This is a genomic window from Tardiphaga sp. 285_C5_N1_2 (assembly GCF_052076065.1).
Lineage (GTDB): Bacteria > Pseudomonadota > Alphaproteobacteria > Rhizobiales > Xanthobacteraceae > Tardiphaga > Tardiphaga robiniae.
Genome location: NZ_CP197241.1, coordinates 5,010,548 through 5,028,828 on the forward strand (window position 1 = coordinate 5,010,548; position 18,281 = coordinate 5,028,828).

Sequence of the window (18,281 nt, forward strand, 5' to 3'; positions counted from 1 at the left end):
CAATAAAAATGGCCGGGGAACTCCCCGGCCATTTTTCAGATCATGAAATCAGCGAAGCACTTACGCCTGGCTAGAAATTTCCTTGCCGAGCGCAGCCTGTGCGGCAGCGAGACGCGCGATCGGCACGCGATAGGGCGAGCACGACACGTAGTCGAGGCCGATCTCATGGCAGAAGGCTACCGATGCCGGATCACCGCCGTGCTCACCGCAGATACCAACCTTGATATCAGGGCGAGTCTTGCGGCCACGCGCGACGCCAATCTTCACGAGTTCGCCGACGCCGCTGCGGTCGACCGTGATGAACGGATCGACGGGCAGAATGCCCTTGGCGATATAAGTACCGAGGAAGCTCGCGGCGTCGTCACGGCTTATGCCGAAGGTCGTCTGCGTGAGATCGTTGGTACCGAACGAGAAGAACTCGGCGGTCTCGGCAATCTCGCCGGCCAGCAAACAGGCACGCGGCAGTTCGATCATGGTACCGACCGAATAGTTCAGCTTGCCGCCGGTCTCCTTCATCACCGACACCGCAGTGGCATCGATGCGCGCCTTGATGAGATCGAACTCCATCTTGGTGACGATCAGCGGCACCATGACTTCGAGGCCGACCTGTTCGCCAGTGCGCTTGCCCGCTTCGATCGCGGCTTCGAACAGCGCGCGCGCCTGCATCTCGGCGATTTCCGGATAGGCTATCGCAATGCGTACGCCGCGGAAGCCGAGCATCGGATTGAACTCGGCGAGATCACGCGCACGGTCCGCAAGCTTGCGCGGATCGGTGCCCATGACACGCGCCACTTCCTCGACTTCACCCTGGGTGTGCGGCAGGAATTCGTGCAGCGGCGGATCGAGCAGACGGATCGTGACGGGCAGGCCCTTCATGATCTCGAACAGCTCGACGAAGTCGGCACGCTGCATCGGCAGCAGCTTGGCGAGCGCGGCGCGGCGGGCCTGCTCGTCTTCGGCGAGGATCATCTCACGCACGGTGCGGATGCGGGTCTCTTCGAAGAACATGTGCTCGGTGCGGCACAGGCCGATGCCTTCAGCGCCGTACTTGATGGCGGTGCGGGCATCTTCCGGCGTGTCGCCATTGACGCGGACCTTGAGCTTGCGGACCTTGTCGGCCCAGCCCATCAGCGTTGCGAATTCGCCCGACAATTCCGGCTCGATCATCGGCATGCGGCCGGACAGCACATGACCAACCGAACCGTCGATGGTGATGACGTCGCCTGCCTTGAACACACGACCGCCGATCGACATGGTGCCGCGGCCGTAGTCGACGCGGACGGTGCCGCAGCCAGAGACGCAAGGCTTGCCCATGCCGCGCGCGACCACCGCCGCATGCGAGGTCATGCCGCCGCGGGTGGTAAGAATGCCTTCGGCAGCGTGCATGCCGTGAATGTCTTCCGGCGAGGTTTCGACGCGAACAAGAATAACCTTCTTGCCGTCGGCCTGCAGCTTGGCGGCTTCGTCCGACGAGAACACGATCTCGCCCGATGCGGCGCCCGGCGATGCCGGAAGGCCGGTGGCGATGACGTCGCGATTGGCTGATGGATCGATGGTCGGATGCAGGAGCTGATCCAGCGACGCCGGATCGATGCGCGATACCGCATCCTTCTGCGAGATCACGCCTTCATTGGCGAGTTCGACCGCGATGCGGATCGACGCCTTGGCAGTACGCTTGCCGTTGCGGGTCTGCAGCATCCAGAGCCGGCCCTGCTCGACCGTGAACTCCATGTCCTGCATGTCGCGGTAGTGCTTCTCGAGTTGGGTGTAGATGCGCGTCAATTCCTTGAACGCCTCCGGCATCGCCGCTTCCATCGACGCCTTGTCCGAACCGCTCTCGATCCGTGCGTCTTCGGTGATGTCCTGCGGCGTGCGGATGCCCGCCACCACGTCTTCACCCTGCGCGTTGATCAGGAATTCGCCATACAGCTTGCTCTCGCCGGTCGACGGGTTACGCGTGAACGCAACGCCGGTGGCCGAGGTCTCGCCCATATTGCCGAACACCATGGCCTGCACGCTGACGGCGGTGCCCCACGACTCCGGGATATCGTGCAGGCGGCGATAGGTCACCGCGCGAGTATTCATCCAGGATGAGAACACGGCGCCGACGGCGCCCCAGAGCTGCTCGTGCGGATCCTGCGGGAAGTCCTTCCCCGTTTCGCGCGCGACGGCTTCCTTGTACTGGCCGACAAGCTTGACCCAGTCGTCACCATCGAGATCGGTGTCGAGCGTGTAGCCCTTGTTGTCCTTGTAGGTATCGAGAATGTCTTCGAAGTGATGATGTTCGAAGCCGAGCACCACGTCGGAATACATGGTGATGAAGCGGCGATAGCTGTCATAGGCGAAACGCTTGTCGCCCGACAGTTCGGCCAGCGCTTCCACGGTGGTGTCGTTGAGGCCGAGATTGAGGACCGTATCCATCATGCCCGGCATCGAGGCGCGGGCGCCGGAGCGGACCGAAACCAGCAGCGGGTTTTTCTCGTCGCCGAAGCCCTTGCCGGTGATCTTGCCGACGGCCTCGAGCGCCTTCTCCACCTGCGACTGCAATTCCTTCGGATAGGATTTGCCGTTCGCGTAGAAATAGGTGCAGACCGAGGTCGGAATCGTGAAGCCGGGAGGTACCGGCAGGCCCAGATTGGCCATTTCGGCGAGGTTCGCGCCCTTGCCGCCGAGCAGGTCGCGCAGGCCAGCCTTGCCCTCGGCCTTGCCGCCACCGAAATTGTAAACCCACTTGCCGGCCTTGATGACGTCCGTCACCGGCTTGCCGGCGGCCTTCTTGACGGCCTTGGTCGCCGAAGTCTTGGCTGTAGAAGATTTGGCCACAACCGCCTTCTTCGATGCGGGAGCCTTTGCAACAGGCTTCGGAGCAACCTTTGCTTTCACAGCCGTTTTGGCCTTCGCCGCGGATTTAGCTGCAGGTTTTGCAGCTGACTTCTTAAGCGCCTTGCGGGCCACCGACGCTACTTTGGGCGCAGCCTTGGACAACTTTGACTTCGCAGGGGCTTTCTTGGACTTCGAGGCGGTTTTGGCCATGGTTCTCAATCAATCCGCGAGAGGAAACGACAGGGAAATGTGCCGCGTTACACCACGTTTCAGGGACGTGGCGCAAGCAGCCCGGAGGTACCGCTGTAGGTAACGGCCGTGTCGAAATTTAGCCGATCTTCAACATCCTGAAGACGCCGAGTCCGGCCAGTCCGACGAAGATCAGATAGATCGCCACCACCAGATTGAGAAACCGCGGCATGATCAAAATCAGAACGCCAGCGATGAGCGCGACAATCGGCTGGATGTGAGCTGCCGTGATGACCATGAAGTGTCTCCGTGAGGGAATCGATTCGGGTGCGATGCGCCGCGGGGATTTAGCAGCATAAAGACGCCCTGCCCATCAATGGGTTCCCGCATACCTGCATGCAGTGCATCAAAAACCAGCAATTGCGCCTGGAAAATTCCGGAACGATCGCTGGCGGCATGCATTGGCGGACGGTGAATAAACCAAACCAGGCTGGATGGCACAGACCGGCGCGGCAAGCCGGACATCGTTCACGAAGGAGACGATCATGCGAAACAAACTTATTGCAGCAGCGGCCCTTGTCGGCGCGCTCGGCGCACCGCTGGCCGTGCAGGCTCAGGGCGTCACCGTCGGTGTATCCGGGGGCGATCGCGTCATCGTCGACAACAACGATCCCGATGGCATCACCGTGCAGGAGCGTCCGGCATTCCGTGAATATGTAGTGCGCGAACGCGTGCCGACCTTCACCGTGCCCGATCGCATCGTCGTCGGCACCACGCTGCCTGAAGCCGGCGTGACCTATTACGACGTGCCGCAGACGGTCGCGACGACGCCGTATCGCTACACGGTGGTGAATGGTCAGACGGTGCTGGTAGAGCCGCGCTCGCGCCGCATCGTGCAGGTCGTCGACTAGCACGTCACGTTGAAAGAAGATTCGTTCGGGCGCCGCGAATGGCGACCGGGCGAAGAAGCCCCGCCCCGGTCATCCCCCACCGGGCGGGGCTTTTTTTGTTTGCGCATGACGCCACAAGCTCCGCCTCATGGTGAGGAGCGCGACTTCGCGCGTCTCGAACCATGAATGGGTGAGCGCCGGCGTTTGCAGCCATCCTTCGAGACGCGGCGAAGATGCCGCTCCTCAGGATGAGGACGGAGTATTGCAGCACCTTCCTGTATCGACGCTTATCCGCTCTTCAGCAGCGACAGAATGTGATTGGTCGACTTGTAGCTCGCCACGGCATTGTCGCGGAAACTCGGCGTCCAGTTGGAGGCGGTCCGCTCCTCATCGCTCATCGCCGAATAGGTGTTGAGAATGCCGAGACTGAACTGGGTGGGATCGCCGCTCTTCTGGCTCGCCTGTAACGCTTCGAGAATGCTGGTGCGATTGCGCGAATCGAGAACCTGCTTGGCGGCGAAGCTCTCTTCCTTCGAGAACAGGCCATCCTGATTGAGCGAGATCGCCGAGAGCGAACGGTTGTCGACGGCGGAGAAATCCGCGAGCTGGCCGGTCTTGCGGCGGCTGTCATAAACGAGTTCGCCCTTGCCCGCCTCTTTCGCTGCCTTGGCCTGCGCATCCAGCGCCGCGCGCACACTCTTCGCCACGCTCGCGATGTCCTGCACCGGAGTCGTTGTATCCGGCTGCGCGAGATAGGCTGCGACCGGATCGTTGGCGATGCCGGATGGCGCCTTGGTCGGTGTCTGCTCGGTCGCCTGAATGCCCTTCAGCACGGCCTCGCGCTGCGCGGACCAGGCCGCCGAGACTTTCTCTTCGCTGCCGGCAGCATCGAGATAATCCAGCGCGGCCTTGTAGATGCCGCTGAAATCGCCGGTGAGCTTGGCCGTCCCCGCGGCAGGCGCCAGCGCCGCATTGAAGCGATTGCCCAGTTCGGCCTGGGCGACCTTCTGCTCGTCGGCGGTGAAGGTGCCGCCATTGTTGGTGGCCATGGCGTAGAGCGAACGGCGATCCAGCGTCGAGAGATCGATGGTCAGCTTGCCGTTGGCATCCAGCGGCCCCGTTGCCTTCGCAGCGACATAGAGGCCGGCGAGCTTGGCCCTGAGATCGGTGATGACGGTCGCGATATCCTTGTCGGAGCCGGAGCTCGCAAGCTTCGCCCGCGCCGCCTCCGACAGCGTCAGATTGGTCGCGGCGTCGGACGAAGACGACGATGCGCTCTCATTGCTGTTGAGCGCATTGGCCAACGACGGCTGGGCGGTGGCGGCGGCGCGCGCATAGGCGGAGCCGTAATTGGCATAGGGATTGAGGCCGGTATTGACCGAAGTCATGGGCGATCCTTGGGCAGTCCTGCCCGCGCTGGGAAGCGACGGTTAAGAAACCGTTACGGAACCGGACCATTTCAAGGGATGGTTAATGTAAGGTAAATGTTTCCAGAGATTGCTGGAAATATCGCGTCAGCCGACGACTGCCGCGCCCTCGGTTCAATCTCCGTCATGCCCGGCCTCGTGCCCCATGCCTCGGCGACAGAGAAAGACGTGGATGGCCGGGTCAAGCCCGGCCATGACGTGGGGAGAGGCCCGTGTGTAAGCCTTAGTCTTGGATCTTCGAGAAATCCGCCACCGCACGCGTCGCCGCACGGATCTCGTTCAGCAGCTTCAGACGATTTTCGCGGACCGCCGCGTCGTCGTCATTGACCTTCACTCTGTCGAAGAACGCATCCACCGCCGGCCGCAGCTTGGCCATGGCGGTCATCGCACCGGCGAAATCTTCCTTGGCGACAGCCGCGCTCGCTTCCGGACCGACCTCGGCAATCGCCCTGGCCAGTGCCTTTTCTTCATCGAACTTGAACAGCGCAGCATCGGGCGCGCCGTCGAACTTGCGCTTGTCCTTCTTCTCCTCGATGGCCAGAATGTTGTTGGCGCGCTTGGTCCCGGCCAGCAGGTTCTTGCCATCATCGCTGTCGAGAAATTTGCCGAGCGCCTCGACGCGGCGGACGACCATCAAGAAATCGTCACCAAAAGTTCCCCCAAGCGCATATACCGCGTCCACGAGATCATGGCGAGCACCTCGCTCTCGCAAGTAATTCTTCAGGCGGTCCGCCATGAAGAAGATAAAGTCATGATACTCTTTCAGAGCTCTCGCCGCGTTGAACTGCTGAGCAGGATTATCAAAAATCTGAACGATGTTTTTTATTTCTTCAGCGCGCACCTTCGAAGGCATGGAAGAAAGAAGCTGATCAAGACTATCCTCCCCTTCACGGAAGGGGGCTACCTTTTCCATCAACTCTCCGAGAAAGCGAGTAGAGAAATTAACAAAAGGCAAGTGAATATTATTCGAGAGAACGATCCGAAGTACGCCAAGCGCAGCACGACGCAGAGCATACGGATCTTTACTACCCGTTGGCTTTTCATTGATTGCCCAGAAGCCGAACAGCGTATCGAGCTTATCAGCGAGTGCTACTGCAATAGAAATTGGATGGGCCGGCACACCATCTGTAGGCCCTTGCGGCTTGTAGTGATCTTCACTCGCGGCAGCGACCGAAACGTCCGCACCCTGCGCGAGCGCGTAGTATTTTCCCATCAGACCTTGGAGCTCGGGGAATTCACCCACAACTTCGGTAAGAAGGTCCGCTTTAGCGAGTTGCGCTGCGCGCTGAACATTATTGAAGTAAGTCGCTACGCTTCCATTAGAAAGATTTCGACCGACCTCCAATTGCGGCTCTATAATTTCTGCCATGACGTTGGCGAGCACCATGATCCGCTTGATGCGCTCCGCCTGCGTACCGAGCTTCTCGTGAAACACGATCTGCTCGAATTTCGGCAACCGGTCTTCGAGCTTTGTCTTCAGATCCGTCTCGTAGAAGAACTTCGCATCGCTCAACCGCGCGCGGATGACGCGTTCGTTGCCGGCGATGATTGCCGTGCCGCCGTCGCTTGCTTCGATATTGGCGGTGATGATGAACTTGTTGGTCAGCTTCTGCGTCTTGGGATCGCGGACCACGAAGCACTTCTGATTGGCGCGAATGGTGGCGCGGATCACCTCGTCGGGGATCGACAGGAATTCCTTGTCGAACGAGCCCATCAGTACCACAGGCCATTCGACCAGGCCCGCGACTTCGTCGAGCAGTGCGGGGTCTTCGACCAGCTCAAAGCCCTGCGCGAATGTGAGCTGCCGCGCATCGGCCAGGATGATCTCCTTGCGGCGCTCGGGATCGAGCACGACCTTGGCGGCCTGCAGCTTCGCCACATAATCGTCGAAGCGACGCACCTGGATCGCATCAGGCGCGAGGAAGCGATGGCCGTAGGTGGTCTGGCCGACACTGACACCGCTCAGATCGAACTGCACCACTTCCGGTTCTTCGGTCTCGATGCCGAAGGTCGCGACGATGGAATGCAGCGGACGCACCCAGGTCAGCGCGCTGGATTTCGCGGAAGCCGCGCCCCAGCGCATCTGCTTCGGCCACGGGAAGGTGCGGATGATGATCGGCAGAATCTCGGCCAGCACATCGACCGTCGGCTTGCCCGGCTTTTCGGTGAGCGCGATGTAGAAATCGCCCTTCGGGTCGCGCTGGATCTTGGCCTCATCCAGCGAAGCGAGACCGGTCGCTTTCAAAAAACCCTGGATCGCGGCTTCGGCGCCGCCGACGCGCGGTCCCTTGCGTTCCTGCTTGAGGTCGGATTGGCGCGCGGGAATGCCATGCACCGTGAGCGTCAGACGACGCGGCGTCGCGAAGGCTTTTGCGCCTTCATAGACGAGACCTTCGGCAACCAGTCGGTCGGTCACCATGCGGCGCAGGTCTTCCGCCGCCTTGGCTTGCATGCGGGCGGGGATTTCTTCGGAGAACAGTTCGAGGAGAAGATCAGGCATCAGGCAGCACTTCCGGCTTCGGTATGCACCCACGCTTCGCCGCAGGCCTTGGCGAGTTCGCGGACGCGCATGATGTAGCTCTGGCGCTCGGTGACCGAGATCACGCCGCGCGCATCGAGCAGATTGAAAACATGGCTGGCCTTGATGCACTGGTCATAGGCCGGCAGCGCCATCAGATGTTCTTCGCGCTTGTCGCTCTTCCAGCCGGCGTCGAGATATTTGCGGCAGGCGGCCTCGGCCATCTTGAACTGCTCGAACAGCATCGCGGTATCGGCATGTTCGAAATTGTGCCGGGAATATTCCTGCTCCGCCTGCAGGAAGACGTCGCCATAGGTCACCTTGTCGGCGCCGTCGCGGCCGTTGAAGTTGAGATCGTAAACGCGGTCGACGCCCTGCACATACATTGCGAGGCGTTCGAGACCGTAAGTGAGTTCGCCCGCCACCGGCGCACATTCGACCCCCGCGACCTGCTGGAAGTAGGTGAACTGGCTGACTTCCATGCCGTCGCACCAGCATTCCCAGCCAAGGCCCCAGGCGCCCAGCGTCGGGCTTTCCCAGTCGTCCTCGACGAAGCGCACATCATGCAGCGCGGTGTCGATGCCGATGGCTTTCAGCGACTGCAGATAGAGGTCCTGCAGGTTCGCCGGCGACGGCTTCATGATCACCTGGAACTGGTAATAATGCTGCAGCCGGTTCGGGTTCTCGCCGTAACGGCCATCCTTCGGCCGGCGCGACGGCTGCACATAGGCGGCCTTCCACGGCTTCGGCCCCAGCGCGCGCAAGGTGGTCGCGGGATGGAAGGTGCCGGCGCCCATTTCCATGTCGTAAGGCTGCAGGATCACGCAGCCCTGCTCGGCCCAAAACCGCTGCAGAGCGAGAATGAAGCCCTGGAACGAACGTTCCGGGCGCATGTGCGGAGGCAGGGAGTCCATGGTGGTTTCTGGGCCGTTTTTCCGGGGATTCGCCAAGGGGATCAAGGCGGATCAAAGCGCGCGGACCGTATCGGCGCGGCCTTGCGGAATCAAGGCAATGCGGCCCGATTTGGCGGTAACCGGCGGGTAACCGCACCGGCACATCACCTGATCACGAGGGCTAGTCGTTAAGTCCCGCGCACTATCCTGATGGCATCGGTGGGAACGAACCCGGTCATCGGGACTTGACCCAGCGAAAGGCTCGAACGATCCAAGTCGCGCGGGCCGAAGACCTCCAAGTCTTAAGTTGTCCAAACGTCCAGGGCCAAGGGACCTCCAAGCCTGAAAGCCCAACTTTGTCGCCGGTCTCGAGGACGTGCCCCGTCCTCAGGCCGGCGCAAATGTTTTGGGGGCCCGGTTTGTGGCGGCTAACCCGGCCGATACGCGCCAGTGACGGGATCACGGCGCAGGGTCGGGACGTCCGTGGTCCCACTGCGTTCGGCGACCCGCGCCTGGCGGGCCTCTTCCAGTTCATGATTGATCCGCTTGGCGGTTCTGTAGGCCCAGCGGACAACGGCTGCGCTCCCAAGCGCGCCTGCAAGTGCGACCAGCGGCGGCATCTGTCGATTCCTGTCGTTCATCTCAAGCCCCCTGCCGATAGTCTCGCGCAACCGCCGGATTCCTGCAATTAGCTTTTAAGCCACCAAATGCCGCGCAATACCGTCCTGCTAAAAGCCGTATTTGGACCACAGCGCGCGCGTCTCCAGCGCCGAGATCAGCTGCTCGGGTAATCCCGAAAATCCGTCGAGCGAGAGCTGCGAGCCCGCGCCCGATTTGCGGCCGAGCAGACCCGACAACATGCCGGATGGCTGCGCGATCACCGGCATCTGCACCTTGTCGCCATAGCGCGCGCGCAGCACCGAGCGCAGATCGCCGATGGCATCGCTGAGGCCCAGCGCGATGGATTTTTCGCCGGCCCAGTATTCTCCGGAGAACAGCACATCCTCGGCGCCCTTCAGCCGGGCACCGCGGCTCTCCTTCACGAGATTGATGAAGATGGCGTGGATTTCGCGCTGAAGCGATTTCAGCCGCGCCACATCATTGGGATCTTCCGGCAGGAATGGATCGAGCATCGCCTTGTGCTCACCCGCCGTATAGAGACGCCGCTCGACGCCTATCTTCTTGATCAGGTCCTGAAACCCGAAGGTGCCGCCAACCACGCCGATCGAGCCGACGATCGAGGATGGATCGACGAAAATTTCATCGCCCGCGCAGGCGAGCATGTAACCACCGGACGCCGCGACATCCTCGACAAACACAAACACCGGCAGCTTCTTCTCCGCAGCGAGCTGGCGAATGCGCAGATAGATCTGCCGCGACTGCACCGGCGAGCCGCCCGGCGAATTGATCACCAGCGCAACGGCCTTGGCATTCCTGGTCGCAAATGCCTTGTCCAGCAGTCTTGCCACGCCCGCGAGCGACAATCCCGGCCGCAGCGGTGTCACCGCGCCGATCGTGCCCGACAGACGCACCACCGGAACCACTGCGGAGGCGCGACGGAAACGCGCAGGCAGCAGCCTCGTGATCACCGCCTTTAGATTGGATTCGCTCATTCGAACTTCCTCGACATTAACCAACTTTTATCACGCTGCTGTCATTGAACCGGGAGACGCTTTCAGCGTTTGAAAACCTTAACAGGCCTTTACACTGCAGCGGGAGAAGACATGAAAATCTATCTGCTGATGCTGATCATGGGCACGCTTCTGACGGCGATTCATTTCACGTCTGCGCCGCAGAAACGCTCCGAAACAGCTCCCCGATAAACCAACACACTGACTGGTCATCGCCTACAGCGACGACCAAGGCAAAGCTGCCTGCCCGGCCAGCACGCGCTGGATATGGAGATCAGGCGCGCCATCCGCATCCCGCAGCGAGATGCCGGGCTCAATTGCCGCAGGCGCGCGGCCACCCTTCACAGCACGCACCAACACCCTGATCGCAGGCGCTGTCGTGTCACCATGCACCGGCATGATCGCGACGCTGCCGAAGCCGCGACCCAGCGCCGCCAGTACATCGGCCAATCCGTCCGCTCGCCAGATCAATGTCAGCACGCCGCCGGATTTCAGCACGCGGCGCGCCGCGTGAATCCATGTCTGCAACGTGTCCTCCGTCGCGACATGGGCGATCTCGCGCAATTTGTTCGGCGAGGCGCGATGGCGCGCGGGATCGTTGAAGGGCGGATTCATCAGCACCGCGTCGGCGCTGTCTTGCGGCAGGCCTGCGGCAGCGAACAGCTCCGCGCTTGCGGCGATGTCGAGCGTGACGACATCAGCCGCGATACAGTTCGCCGCAGCGTTTTCTCTCGCTAGTTCAACAAGTTGTGGATCGATCTCGACCAGTGTCAGGGACACGCTGGAGACGCGTCTGGCCAGCGCCAGACCTGCCGTCCCTACGCCCGATCCGAAATCGACGACCTTGTGACCGGCCTGCGCTGACGTTGCGGCCGCCAGCAGGATCGCGTCATGGCCGGCGCGATGACCGGATTTCGGCTGCCGCAGCCGCAATTGGCCACCCAGGAAGCCGTCCTCCGTGGTCACGATCGCGTCAGCCATCACATCAATCCTGCGGCCGCAACTCGTGGGCCAGTCCGGCATCCGTCAGCACGCGGCGCGCCTGCAGGTCATCGTCTTCATGCACCAGGATCCGGCGCGGAATGATGCCCAGCGATCCCTCGATCACGCTCATATTCTGGTCCAGCACCAGATGGTGGATATTCGCGCCGTCGAGCAGCGCGCCCACCGCCGAGACCAGCACCACATCGTTCGTCCGCATGATTTCGCGCAATTGGAGGTCGCTCCCTGCCAGTAACCGGGTGTGTATCTATGGGGAAGTCAAGGTTCCGATGCCCTTGCCGCGCCGCTGCGCAGTTTCTATTGTGCGGCTCGATATCGGTCGACGGCAATTCAGCAGATGGGGACACCTGTTTTCAACGTGAATTCGCCCTATTTGAATATAAGCGCTGCCAGTGCCTGCCTTTTTCATGGCCCGACGAAGCGCCCTTGTAATTCGGAGAGCCCAGCGTGGCGGTGATTGTTCCCTTCGAGAGTCACGCGACAGCGTCGATCGACCAGTTGGTCAGCCTTGTCGCCTCTGACATGGAGCGCGTCAATGCGACGATCCTGTCGCGGACCGGCTCGGAAGTCACCATGATCCCGGAAGTCGCCAACCACCTGATCTCCTCGGGCGGCAAGCGGCTGCGCCCGATGCTGACGCTCGCGATGGCCAACCTCACCGGCTACACCGGCGACGGCCATATCAAGCTCGCGGCGTCCGTCGAATTCATGCACACCGCAACGCTGTTGCATGACGACGTGGTCGACCAGAGCGAACTGCGACGTGGCAAGCTGTCCGCGCGCATGCTGTGGGGCAACGAGGCCAGCGTACTTGTTGGCGACTTCCTGCTCGGCCAGGCCTTCCGCATGATGGTCGAAGTCGGCTCGCTGCGCGCGCTCGATATTCTATCCTCGGCTGCCGCCACCATTGCGGAGGGCGAAGTGATGCAGCTCGCCGCCGCCAAGAACACCGCGACCACCGAAGACGAATATCTCGCCGTCATCCGCGGCAAGACGGCTGAACTGTTCGCCGCCGCCTGCGAAGTCGGCCCGGTGATCGCCAACCGCCCGAAGGCCGAACAAACGGCGTGCCGCTCGGTCGGCATGAATCTCGGCATCGCCTTCCAGCTCATCGACGACGTGCTCGATTACGGCGGCAAGGCCGCCAAGCTCGGCAAGAATGTCGGCGACGATTTCCGCGAGGGCAAGATCACCCTGCCCGTGGTGCTCGCCTTCCGCCGTGGCAACGACGCCGAGCGCGAATTCTGGATCAAGGCGCTGGAGCGCGGCGAGATCGGCGAAGGCGACCTCGATCACGCCATCGGCCTGATGACCAAGCACCGCGCACTGGAAGACACGATCAACCGCGCCCAGCATTACGGCGCCATGGCCGTCGACGCGCTGGCGCTGTTTCCGTCGTCACCGATGAAGACTGCACTGGAGCAGGTCGTGGCGTTCTGTCTGGCACGGACGCACTAAGGCCAGACCTCACTGCACCGCGATGACCACCTTGCCCTTCGCGCGGCCGGTCTCGACATAGGCCAGCGCATCCCCGGTGTTCTCGAACGGGAACACCTTATCGACGAGCGGGCGGATCACGCCGGCTTCGATCAGGGACGCAATCTCACTTAACTGCTGCCCCTGTGCGCGCATGAACAGGAATGAATAGCGTAGGCCGAGGCGCTCGGCTTTTTTCCTCACGCCACGGCTCAGCAGACGCATGATCAGTTTCAGGAACAGGTTCAGACCGGCTTCCTTGGCGAAAGCCGGATCGGGCGGACCGGAAATGGAAATGAGCTGGCCGCCCGGCTTGAGCACACCCAGAGATTTATCGAGCGTCTTTGGATCCTGACTATTCAGCACAAGATCGTAGCCCGACAGGACCTTCTCGAAGTCCTGCGTCTTGTAGTCGATGACCACATCCGCCCCGAGACTTTTGACCAGTTCGGCATTCTCTGCACTGGTTGTCGTCGCAACTATAGCGCCGAGATGCTTGGCGAGCTGGATTGCAAAAGTCCCGACACCACCGGAGCCGGCCTGAATGAAGACCTTCTGGCCGGGCTTTACCTTGCCCACTTCGACCAGCGCTTGCCACGCCGTCAGCCCCACCAGCGGGATGGATGCCGCTTCCGTCATGCTGAGATTTTTCGGCTTCAGCGCCACGTCAGCTTCATTGATGGCGATGAATTCGGCGAACGTACCGACCCGATGATCGCGCGGCCGCGCATAGACTTCGTCGCCCACCTTGAACCGGCTGGCCCTGGATCCTGTCCTGACAACCGTTCCGGCGACGTCGTGACCCAGGATGAAAGGCGGACGATAGGGAAGAATAAGCTTGAACTCTCCATCCCGGAGCTTGGAATCTAGCAGGTTCACAGCTGTGGCGTGAACCCGGACCAGAACATCAGTGTCCTGCACTTCCGCTTCGGGCACGTTGGCCAGGCGCAGAGCGCCCTTCTTTTTGTACTTATCAACGACGAATGCCTTCATGGGCTTTCTCCAATCTCAAGTTAGCAGCGGCGCCAATCGCTCAGGAAGGAAAGAGCCTTCGGCACGAAATCAGCGTGGTACTGGAATATCCCGCCATGCCCGGCGTCTTCGTAGATCACCAGTTGCGCTCCGGGGATGCGTTCGGCCAAGTCGGTGCTGTTCACAGTCGGGACCATGATATCGTTGTCGCCATTCGCGATCAGGACGGGGATCTTGATACGGCCGAGATCCTGAGGCGCCTGTCGGCCCCAGGCTTTGATTGCCTTGAGTTGCCGCAGGAAGGCGCCAGGAGTCGGGCCCTTGTCCCTGTCCGCCTTGCGTTCCTTCAACCGCTTCAGAAAGGCCTTCGCGGCCTGGCGACCATTGGCCGTAGATGTGAAAAACAGATACAATTTCGGGTCGCGTAGCGTCAGCAGACCCTTGATCATGAGCGGCCAGGACACCGCTCCGACCTTATCGATACCTTTGCCGCCCGCAGGACCGGTGCCAGTCAGGATGAGCTTTCGCACAAGACCGGGAGCCTTGAGCGCAACATCCTGCGCCACAAATCCGCCGAGGGAAAAGCCGAGCAGATCGACCTTCTCGAAACCCAGCGCCCGGATCAGGGCAATCGCGTCGCGCGCCATTTCGTCGATAGTCACAGGTGCTGTTCCGCCCGACGCACCGATGCCGCGATAGTTGGTCGCGATCACGCGGTGTTTGCTGGCGAGGCCGTCAACGATCCGCGGGTCGAAATTGTCCAGCACCGCTCCCCAATGATTGAGGAGAACGAGCGGCACGCCGCCCCGGGGGCCTAGATCTCGATAGGCAAAGGCAGTTCCTCCGACGTTGATGGAGAGATTGGGCGCCTCAACGTAGCGCACACCAGATCCGACGTTGCCAGAAGCACTCGTCATTGTTTGCTCCATTGCCGCAGCACCTGTGCTGTCACCAACCCGACACGGCTGCGCTCTCCTGTACTCATCGCTTCTGCCTTCATTTTATCGTGGAACATCCTTGGAGACGGTGTTACTATCGAATTAATAGTAAGTCACTACTAAAAAGATACCGACATGAAGAATCTTTCGGATGAGCCATGCCTGATTGCCCGAAGCCTTGCGGTAGTGGGGGACGCATGGAGCATGCTGATCATGCGCGACGCCCATGCGGGGCTGACCCGCTTCGATGATTTCCGCAAAGGCCTCGGTATCGCGCCAACGATGCTGACGGGGCGTCTTTCAGCCCTGACCGACGAAGGGCTGCTGGAGAAACGTCGCTATTCCGAGCGTCCGCCACGGGACGAATATGTGCTGACGGAAGCTGGCCGCGACTTTCTCCCGGTGCTGTTTGCGATCGGCGCGTGGGGACGCAAGCATCGCGGCGGGGGCGACGTCACCCGGTTCTTCGACGCAGAGGCCGGAACGGAGATCGATCCCGTTACCATCGACCGCGAGACCGGCGCTCCGGTCGGAACACGTCCCATTCGCATCGCCGCAATCGAATGAGCGGCGCGGCATTCCGGCGCCATGGCCGTCAATGCGCCCGCGCTGTTTCCGTCACCGATGAAAACCCCGCTGGAGCAGGTCGTCGCTTTCTGTTTGGCGCGTACGTACTAGAAAATCGTGACGCTCCCGATCATGCGACAGCGCGTGCCTTGTCACGCGCTGCCTCGATGTCGCGCACCGGCGGCGCGCCGAACATGCGGCCATATTCCCGGGTGAATTGCGGCACACTCTCATAACCGACGGCGAAGGCCGCGCTGCTGGCGGTCGCGCCTTCCCACAGCATCAGCCGCCGCGCCTCGATCAGACGCAACTGCTTCTGAAACTGCAGCGGCGTGAGTGACGTCACCGTGCGAAAATGCTGGTGGAATGACGACGGGCTCATGCCCGCAACATCTGCGAGACGCTCGACCAGCACCGGCCGCGCGAACTCGGTGCGCAACACCGCAACCGCGCGCGCGACACGCTGCGCGTGGCTGTCCGGCCAGCCAAGCCGTCGGACCGCCGGCCCGTGGCGACCGGCCAGCAGCCAGTAATGCATCTCCCGCACCAGCTGCGCGCGCAGCACCGGCAATGACGCCGGACGATCGAGCAAGCGCATCAGCCGCAACGCCGCGTCCGCAACTTCGGCATCGGTGGGCTCGACCCGGACACGCGCGAGATCGGCGCTTGGCTCCGCTTTCATCTCGACAACCAGTTCGGCGATCACGGCCAGATCAAGTTCGAACACCAGCGAGAGATAGGGCGCGGCAATGCTCGCCCGTGTGATCTGACTGACGATCGGAACATCGGCCGTGATGATCAGCGAATCCCCGGCGGCGAAGACAAAACTCTCCGTGCCCATGGTGACATGCTTGGTGCCCTGCACGACGAGACAGATCAGCGGCTGGAAGATCGCGTGGATAATGTCGCTGGGTGTGGTTGCGCGCACGGCAGCAAGGCCGAGGATCGGCGTGGTCGCGATGCCGGCACTATCAGCATGGGTCTCTGTGTAACGGCGAACGGCATTGAGAAGCGTGGTCATGACGCCCAGCCTACATCATCGCAAATGCGCCAGCACATGATTTTGGAGGATTAGGCAAGGAACGTCGAGTTTCGGGCAACCAAGCCCGACTTCCCGGAGCGATATCGGAATGGTCACACCACAGGAGCTGACCATGACCAAGATTACCCTCGTTACCGGCGCCAGCCGCGGTCTCGGCCGCAATACCGCTCTCAACATCGCCCGTCACGGCGGCGATGTCGTCCTCACCTATCAAAGCCGCAGCGAAGACGCACAGGCTGTCGTCTCCGAAATCCAGCGCATGGGCCGCAAGGCGGTGGCGCTGCAACTCGACACCGGCAAGATTGCCGGCTTCGCCGACTTTGCTGGTCGTCTGCGAACAGCACTGCGCGAAACCTGGTCGCGCGAAACGTTCGACCATCTCGTGAACAATGCCGGACACGGGGATTATGCACTGATCGCCGATACCACCGAGGCGCAGTTCGATGGGCTGGTGAATGTCCATTTCAAAGGCGTGTTCTTCCTGACGCAGACACTGCTGCCACTAATCGCGGACGGCGGCCGCATCGTGAACCTGTCGTCCGGGCTGACCCGCATGTGCCTCCCCGGCTATGCTGCTTATGCCGCGATGAAGGGCGCCGTCGAGGTGATGACCATGTATATGGCGAAGGAACTGGGCAGCCGCCGGATCACCGTGAACACGGTCGCGCCCGGCGCAATCGAAACCGATTTCGGCGGCGGTGCCGTGCGTGACAATCCAGACATCAACAAGACGATCGCCGGCATGACCGCCCTTGGCCGCGTCGGCCTGCCCGACGATATCGGACCGATGATCGCGAGCCTGCTGTCGGAGGACAATCGCTGGGTGAACGCGCAGCGGATCGAGGTGTCGGGCGGACAGGGGCTGTAGACAAACCAATCCCGGCGCTGACGAGCGGCGCCGGGATACGTCTCACATACTCAAATTGCTGGTCTGATTCTAAATCCGCGCGACCAATTCCTTGATCAGCGTCGTGATCCGCCCCGTCGGCGATTCCAGCTCTTTCATGATCGAGAAGTGATCAGCGCCCGGGATCTCCTCATAGCTCACCGGCAAACCGTACTTTGCCCGGTGCACGGCAAGGTCCGCCGTCTGCTGGCGCAGGATCGGCAATTCGCCGCCGCCAACCACCAGCGCGAGCGGCTTGTTCGGGCCGCCATCCTGCAGCAGCGGCGACTGCCGCTTCGACATCGCCTCGTCCAGCTTCAGCTTTTCATTCAAATAGGACGCGCGGATCGGCTCGAGATCGTAGATGCCCGAAATGGCGACGCCGCCCTTCACCTTCGGATGCGACAGCGTCGTCGAGGTGAGATGACCACCGGCGGACCAGCCGGACACCACGATGCGGTTCGGATCGCCGCCGAGCGAGGGAAGCTTCTCAACCAGCGCATCGACGCCGGCATGCATCTCGGCCACGATCTCCTCCAGCGTCGCATCCGGCGCGAGTGTGTAACCAATTGCAGCGACGTTGATACCGTGGGCGATGGGACCTGCAGCGAAGCAGGTGAAAAAATCCTTCGAGCGCATCTGCCAGTAGCCACCATGGATCAGCAGCAGTGTCGGCCCGCCGTCGGCGGCCTTGATGAAATCGAACCTGTTGCGCTCGCGCGGGCCATAGGCGACGTCGAGATGCGCGGGATACTTCGCCTTCATCGCGTCAGAGCGCTGGCCCCATCCGGCGGCGATGTCGGCGCTGCCCGCAACGGCAGTCGAGTTGTTCAGACCGGCATCGAGCTGCTCGCGCGTCATCGCGCGCCAGTTGGAATCGCCGAAAGGCTTACTCATGGTTGCATCCCTGCATTGTGTGAGGCGACACTGCCTGCGAGTCCCATTTATCCAGAAAATGGTCTACACGGCTACGTCGGGATCGACATCCCAAGCATACGAATTGCTCTGCATCCGAAATTGGAGACGT

The 18,281-nt window shown here is 61.6% G+C and carries 17 protein-coding genes and 1 pseudogene; 5 read left to right on the forward strand and 13 right to left on the reverse strand.

The features are described 5' to 3' along the window. Positions 1–60 precede the first annotated feature (60 nt). Both ppdK and AB7951_RS23755 read right to left on the reverse strand, forming a co-directional pair. Positions 61–3,033 carry a pyruvate, phosphate dikinase gene (gene ppdK, locus AB7951_RS23750; protein ID WP_175368724.1) on the reverse strand — a complete coding sequence of 991 codons (2,973 nt, stop codon included), beginning with the start codon at positions 3,031–3,033 and terminating at the stop codon, positions 61–63. 118 nt (positions 3,034–3,151) lie between these two features. Further along, the gene (locus AB7951_RS23755; RefSeq protein WP_089262456.1) at positions 3,152–3,310 is read right to left on the reverse strand and encodes a DUF3096 domain-containing protein; all 159 of its coding nucleotides are present in this window, start codon (positions 3,308–3,310) and stop codon (positions 3,152–3,154) included. A 247-nt stretch (positions 3,311–3,557) separates the two neighbouring features. On the opposite strand from AB7951_RS23755, the gene AB7951_RS23760 reads away from it, so the two are divergent. Next, complete coding sequence (locus tag AB7951_RS23760; RefSeq protein ID WP_231078116.1) at positions 3,558–3,923, forward strand: DUF1236 domain-containing protein; 366 nt, start codon at positions 3,558–3,560, stop codon at positions 3,921–3,923. A gap of 266 nt (positions 3,924–4,189) precedes the next feature. On the opposite strand, the gene AB7951_RS23765 is transcribed toward AB7951_RS23760, so the two are convergent. From AB7951_RS23765 to AB7951_RS23795, 7 genes are all read right to left on the reverse strand, one after another. Further along, entirely contained in the window at positions 4,190–5,290 is a 1,101-nt protein-coding gene (locus AB7951_RS23765; protein ID WP_441256068.1) for a hypothetical protein, read from the reverse strand. Between the two features lie 262 nt (positions 5,291–5,552). Beyond that, on the reverse strand, positions 5,553–7,829 hold the full coding sequence (glyS, locus tag AB7951_RS23770) for a glycine--tRNA ligase subunit beta (protein ID WP_441256129.1): 2,277 nt from the start codon (positions 7,827–7,829) through the stop codon (positions 5,553–5,555). Continuing rightward, positions 7,829–8,761: a glycine--tRNA ligase subunit alpha gene (locus AB7951_RS23775; protein ID WP_184513429.1), complete on the reverse strand. Its 933-nt coding sequence runs from the start codon at positions 8,759–8,761 to the stop codon at positions 7,829–7,831. The genes glyS and AB7951_RS23775 overlap by 1 nt, the downstream gene beginning before the upstream one ends. Before the next feature lie 407 nt (positions 8,762–9,168). Further along, on the reverse strand, positions 9,169–9,360 hold the full coding sequence (locus AB7951_RS23780) for a hypothetical protein (protein ID WP_116661316.1): 192 nt from the start codon (positions 9,358–9,360) through the stop codon (positions 9,169–9,171). 108 nt (positions 9,361–9,468) lie between these two features. Further along, positions 9,469–10,353 (reverse strand): S49 family peptidase, encoded by an 885-nt coding sequence (locus AB7951_RS23785; RefSeq protein WP_441256069.1) that lies wholly within the window; start codon positions 10,351–10,353, stop codon positions 9,469–9,471. A 234-nt stretch (positions 10,354–10,587) separates the two neighbouring features. Beyond that, positions 10,588–11,352, reverse strand: a complete 765-nt coding sequence (locus AB7951_RS23790; protein ID WP_441256070.1) for a methyltransferase — start codon at positions 11,350–11,352, stop codon at positions 10,588–10,590. Between the two features lie 4 nt (positions 11,353–11,356). Further along, positions 11,357–11,584: a putative signal transducing protein gene (locus tag AB7951_RS23795; RefSeq protein WP_068733164.1), complete on the reverse strand. Its 228-nt coding sequence runs from the start codon at positions 11,582–11,584 to the stop codon at positions 11,357–11,359. A 236-nt stretch (positions 11,585–11,820) separates the two neighbouring features. Between AB7951_RS23795 and AB7951_RS23800 the strand changes: the two genes are divergently transcribed. Then, positions 11,821–12,831 carry a polyprenyl synthetase family protein gene (locus tag AB7951_RS23800; protein WP_068733162.1) on the forward strand — a complete coding sequence of 337 codons (1,011 nt, stop codon included), beginning with the start codon at positions 11,821–11,823 and terminating at the stop codon, positions 12,829–12,831. Between the two features lie 9 nt (positions 12,832–12,840). On the opposite strand, the gene AB7951_RS23805 is transcribed toward AB7951_RS23800, so the two are convergent. Together AB7951_RS23805 and AB7951_RS23810 are read right to left on the reverse strand one after the other, a co-directional pair. Beyond that, positions 12,841–13,842 carry a zinc-binding dehydrogenase gene (locus tag AB7951_RS23805; RefSeq protein ID WP_441256071.1) on the reverse strand — a complete coding sequence of 334 codons (1,002 nt, stop codon included), beginning with the start codon at positions 13,840–13,842 and terminating at the stop codon, positions 12,841–12,843. 20 nt (positions 13,843–13,862) lie between these two features. Then, positions 13,863–14,738 (reverse strand): alpha/beta fold hydrolase, encoded by an 876-nt coding sequence (locus AB7951_RS23810; protein WP_439089777.1) that lies wholly within the window; start codon positions 14,736–14,738, stop codon positions 13,863–13,865. A gap of 156 nt (positions 14,739–14,894) precedes the next feature. On the opposite strand from AB7951_RS23810, the gene AB7951_RS23815 reads away from it, so the two are divergent. Then, complete coding sequence (locus AB7951_RS23815; RefSeq protein WP_441256072.1) at positions 14,895–15,326, forward strand: winged helix-turn-helix transcriptional regulator; 432 nt, start codon at positions 14,895–14,897, stop codon at positions 15,324–15,326. Between the two features lie 3 nt (positions 15,327–15,329). Next, positions 15,330–15,437: pseudogene (locus AB7951_RS23820) on the forward strand (polyprenyl synthetase family protein); the annotation flags it as partial. A 19-nt stretch (positions 15,438–15,456) separates the two neighbouring features. On the opposite strand, the gene AB7951_RS23825 reads toward AB7951_RS23820, so the two are convergent. Next, the gene (locus AB7951_RS23825; RefSeq protein WP_439062141.1) at positions 15,457–16,347 is read right to left on the reverse strand and encodes an AraC family transcriptional regulator; all 891 of its coding nucleotides are present in this window, start codon (positions 16,345–16,347) and stop codon (positions 15,457–15,459) included. A gap of 133 nt (positions 16,348–16,480) precedes the next feature. Here AB7951_RS23825 and AB7951_RS23830 point away from each other — a divergent pair, with 133 nt between their 5' ends. Further along, complete coding sequence (locus tag AB7951_RS23830) at positions 16,481–17,236, forward strand: SDR family oxidoreductase (protein ID WP_439062140.1); 756 nt, start codon at positions 16,481–16,483, stop codon at positions 17,234–17,236. Positions 17,237–17,305: 69 nt separating this feature from the next. Here AB7951_RS23830 and AB7951_RS23835 read toward each other — a convergent pair whose 3' ends face one another. Further along, a complete protein-coding gene (locus AB7951_RS23835) occupies positions 17,306–18,151 on the reverse strand; it encodes an alpha/beta hydrolase (protein WP_120288386.1) in 846 nt (281 codons plus the stop codon). Positions 18,152–18,281 lie beyond the last annotated feature (130 nt).